The organism is Streptococcus sp. DD11 (genome assembly GCF_001578865.1).
Classification (GTDB): Bacteria; Bacillota; Bacilli; order Lactobacillales; family Streptococcaceae; genus Streptococcus; species Streptococcus panodentis.
The window spans coordinates 380,827-384,904 of sequence record NZ_KQ969393.1 but is presented as its reverse complement, the minus strand read 5'-3'; the positions used below and the strand labels follow the sequence as shown (position 1 = coordinate 384,904).

Annotated in this window: 3 protein-coding genes; 1 reads left to right on the top strand and 2 read right to left on the bottom strand. The window is 49.7% G+C overall.

All coding sequences use genetic code 11. From position 1 onward, the window contains the following. Window positions 1-961: tryptophan ABC transporter substrate-binding protein (gene trpX, locus STRDD11_RS05070; protein ID WP_164828386.1), on the bottom strand; the 961-nt coding region annotated here is incomplete at its 3' end. An 822-nt stretch (window positions 962-1,783) separates the two neighbouring features. Between trpX and STRDD11_RS05065 the strand changes: the two genes are divergently transcribed. Continuing rightward, window positions 1,784-3,433: an Rqc2 family fibronectin-binding protein gene (locus STRDD11_RS05065; RefSeq protein ID WP_128835992.1), complete on the top strand. Its 1,650-nt coding sequence runs from the start codon at window positions 1,784-1,786 to the stop codon at window positions 3,431-3,433. Between the two features lie 300 nt (window positions 3,434-3,733). Here STRDD11_RS05065 and STRDD11_RS13595 read toward each other — a convergent pair. Then, on the bottom strand, window positions 3,734-4,078 hold a 345-nt coding region (locus tag STRDD11_RS13595; RefSeq protein WP_164828385.1), incomplete at its 5' end, for an LPXTG cell wall anchor domain-containing protein.

The following is a 4,078-nucleotide window of genomic DNA, read 5'->3' as shown; positions in this document are numbered from 1 at the left end:
TGGTGATGCCCAGCTCTTGGGCGTTTTTCTTGTTGATGACGGATTTTCCGGTATTAAAGATTTCCACTGGTGTGTCAGCCGGTTTGGCACCTTTGAGTATCTTGGCTGCCATTTTTCCTGTCGCTACGCCCAGGTCATACTGATCCACGACGACAGAGGCCAGGCCGCCTTCTTCAACCATAGCTGTCGCACTGGGATAGATGGGCTTTTTGGCTTCCTGATTGCTGGAGACAACCGTCGCAAAGGCAGAAGCAATGGTATTGTCAATCGGAATCCAGATGGCATCCACCTTGCCGGTCATGACATTCATAGTTGATGCAATCTCATTGGTCGAAGGCACAGAATATTCCTCAACTTTGTAGCCGGCTTTTTCAGCCAGGGCTTTAAACTCTTCGACCTGCGTTTTGGAATTGTCCTCGCTGCTGGAATAGAGGGCTCCGATGGTCTTGACATTTGGCGTCAGCTTTTGAATCAAATCCAGCTGCTGCTGAGCAGGGTTATGGTCAGAAACGCCGGTGATATTGCCGCCTGGCTGCTCCAGATTTTTGACCAGATTGGCCCCGACAGGATCGGTGATAGCCCCCATAACGATGGGCTTGTCCTTAGTCGCTGCGGCCAGACCCTGAGCCGACGGAGTGGCAATGCCCACCAAAACGTCATTGCCATTGGACACCAGCTGCTTGCTCATGGTAGAAACCTTGCTCTGATCCCCCTCAGCATTCATAAAATCAATCTTGAGCTGGTCGCCCTTGTAGCCTTCTGCAGCCAAACCATCCTGGATCCCCTTGTAAATCAAGTCCAGCGAGGGATGACTGACATACTGGAGAACACCGACCTTGGCCGTCTTGCTGCTGCCCGAGTCAGAACTGCTGCCCTTGCTGCCCAGACTGGAATAAATCGCAGCCCCCACTGCCAATACTGCTAAAAATCCGAGAATTACTGCTAACCGTTTATTTTTCATTATTGAAACTCCTTTTGAAATAATATTTTTCTGTCTGCATGTCTTTGCATCGCCATCGCTGAAACATCCTATCCCTCCTCAAAACAAAAAAGCCCCACACAGCTAAAAACTGCGTGAGGGCGTAAATCGCGGTGCCACCTCATTTATGGAAAAACAGACACTTTTTCCATATCTCTATCTTGTCATCAAACAAGCTGCACGGTAAGGTGTGCGGACCGAATTCTTATTGTTTCAAATTCATTTTAATAGCATTAGTCCAATTTCACAAATGCCCCCTGCCTGCTTGCACCGACCGCAGGCTCTCTAAAAACAAAGCAAGTGCTACTTTCTAATTAATTTTATTTTAAGGTTTTCTGGCAGGATTGTCAAGAGCTTTTGAAAGAAAATCACGCTAAACTTTTGAACAGAAATCAATCCTGTCTGCATTACACTATTCTACGGAAAAGATAAATATAGTCTTTTAGTTTGCTTTTAGTTCTTATACGGTATCCTCTAAAAGATACATCCCTCTGTGGGTGAGGGCGCAGCCATCATGGGAGGCTGTCCTACCGCCTTTGAGTCGGCAGATAAAGCTTCCGTGGGGAAGTCTCAAAAGTACGGCAAGGCGAGCTAACAAAGTCATAAAAGATAAACTAAATAACGAGACCTGACAAAGCAGCAGACAGATTCGGCATTAAGATAAGGCAAGTACAGATTCTGCTCAAGGATATTCAGTTTATGAACGCCTCACTTATTAAATTGGCCTATAGCTGTTCCCGCTCCTCTACCTTTTTCTCTCATTTTCTGTTATAATCATCTGTAGCAACTTTCAAGGAGTCAATCATGTCTTTTGACGGATTTTTTTTACATCATATGGCGGAGGAGCTGAGGGAAAAACTGCTCTGCGGCCGCATTCAGAAAATCAACCAGCCCTTTGAGCAGGAGCTGGTCCTGCAGATTCGCAGCAAGGGCAAGAACCACCGCCTGCTTCTGTCGGCCCATTCGGTTTTCGGCCGAGTGCAGCTGACCGAGACCGTTTTTGAGAATCCTCCCATTCCCACTACCTTTATCATGGTCATGCGCAAGTACCTGCAGGGAGCCGTGATTGAGGCTATCCAGCAGGTGGACAATGACCGGATTTTGGAAATCAGCGTGTCCAACAAGAATGAAATCGGCGACAGTGTGGCCGTGACTCTGGTCATCGAAATCATGGGCAAGCACAGCAATATCATTCTCTTGGACAAGGCCAGCGGCAAGATTATCGAGGCTATCAAGCATGTAGGCTTTTCCCAGAACAGCTACCGGACGATTCTGCCCGGCTCTGTCTATCTGAGTCCTCCCCAGACTGACAGCCGCAATCCTTTTACAATCAGCGATGAAAAGCTCTTTGAAATCCTGCAGACCGAGAATTTGGAAGCCAAGCGGCTGCAGCAGCTCTTTCAGGGACTGGGCCGAGATACAGCTGCCGAGCTCAGCAGCCGTCTGACTGCTGACAGGCTGAAAAACTTCCGGGCTTTCTTTGCCAGTCCGACCCAACCCAGTCTAACCGAAAAATCGTTCTCTGCTCTGCGCTTTTCTGACAGCAAAGAAGCATTTGCCAGCCTGTCCCAGCTGCTGGACTTTTTCTATCAGGATAAGGCCGAGCGTGATCGGGTCAGTCAGCAGGCCAGCGAGCTGATCCGCCGGGTGGAAAATGAGCTGGATAAGAACCGCAAAAAGCTGGGCAAGCAGGAAACTGAGCTGGCCGCCACCGAAAATGCCGAAGCATTCCGCCAAAAGGGCGAACTGCTGACGACCTTTCTCCATCAGGTCCCCAATGACCAAGAGCAGGTCGAGCTGGATAATTACTATACGGGGGAGAAGATTGTCATCGCTCTGGACAAGGCTCTGACGCCGAATCAAAATGCTCAGCGCTACTTCAAACGTTACCAGAAGCTCAAAGAAGCCGTCAAGCATCTGACCGGATTGATTGAAGAAACCAAGGCCACTATCCTCTACTTGGAAAGTGTGGAGACTGCCCTTGCTCAGGCCAGTCTGGCTGAAATCGCTGAAATCCGTGAGGAGCTGATCGAGACCGGCTTTATCCGCCGCAGGCAGCGGGAGAAAAGCCAGAAACGCAAAAAGCCAGAAAAATATCTGGCTTCTGACGGCAAAACCATCATTCTGGTCGGCCGCAACAATCTGCAAAATGAGGAGCTGACCTTTAAAATGGCCAAAAAAGATGAGCTTTGGTTTCATGCCAAGGACATCCCCGGCAGCCATGTCGTCATCACAGGCAATCTTCAGCCCAGCGACGAAGTCAAGACGGACGCTGCGGAGCTGGCAGCATACTTCTCTAAGGCGCGCCTGTCCAATCTGGTCCAAGTCGATATGATTGAGACCAAACGGCTCAATAAGCCAACTGGCGGCAAGCCCGGCTTTGTGACCTACACTGGTCAGAAAACCCTGCGGGTGACACCAAACGAAGAGAAGATTAAGAGGATGAAAATGTAAAATCGCTCTCTAAAACTTGTCGTTTTCCAGCAGGAGCCAGCGATTCCTTTGGAAATATCAAAAAAGAGATGAGAACCGATGTGCTCTCACCTCTTTTTCTGCTTTTATCGCCCTTTAGTTTATCTTTGATTAGGCCGTTAGCTCGTCTTTCCGTACCCCGGTACAGCTGACACTTCCTAGCGGAAGCTTTATCTGCCACCCTGTGTTTCAAGCGATAGGCTGAAACTGTCCCTCGGACAGTTCGTAAACTAAATGACTATATAAACTTCTGCTGGTTTATCGGAAGCAGTTTTGAAAATCTTAGTCTTCTGACTTTTTCTTTCTTTTGGCCAATCCCAGCAGGCCCACGCCTGCTGCCGCTGCCAGCAGTCCGGAAGCCAGATGGCCTCTTTCTTTTGTGCCCGTCTCAGGCAGGGCTGCCTGTTGGGCCTGCGGCTGAAGCTGACTGACAGCGACAGCTGGCGATACTGACGCCAGAGCCGGCGGTGCCGGTCTGACAGGCACTTCTGACGGCTGTTCAGGCTGGTCGGTAACCGTCGGACGATAGACCGCTGAAAGGATATTGCCGTTGCGATCCTTGCGGATGACTGTCACGCCGCTGGCCACCCCGACAAAGTCTGCTTCCGGAATGAAAGTGACCGTGCC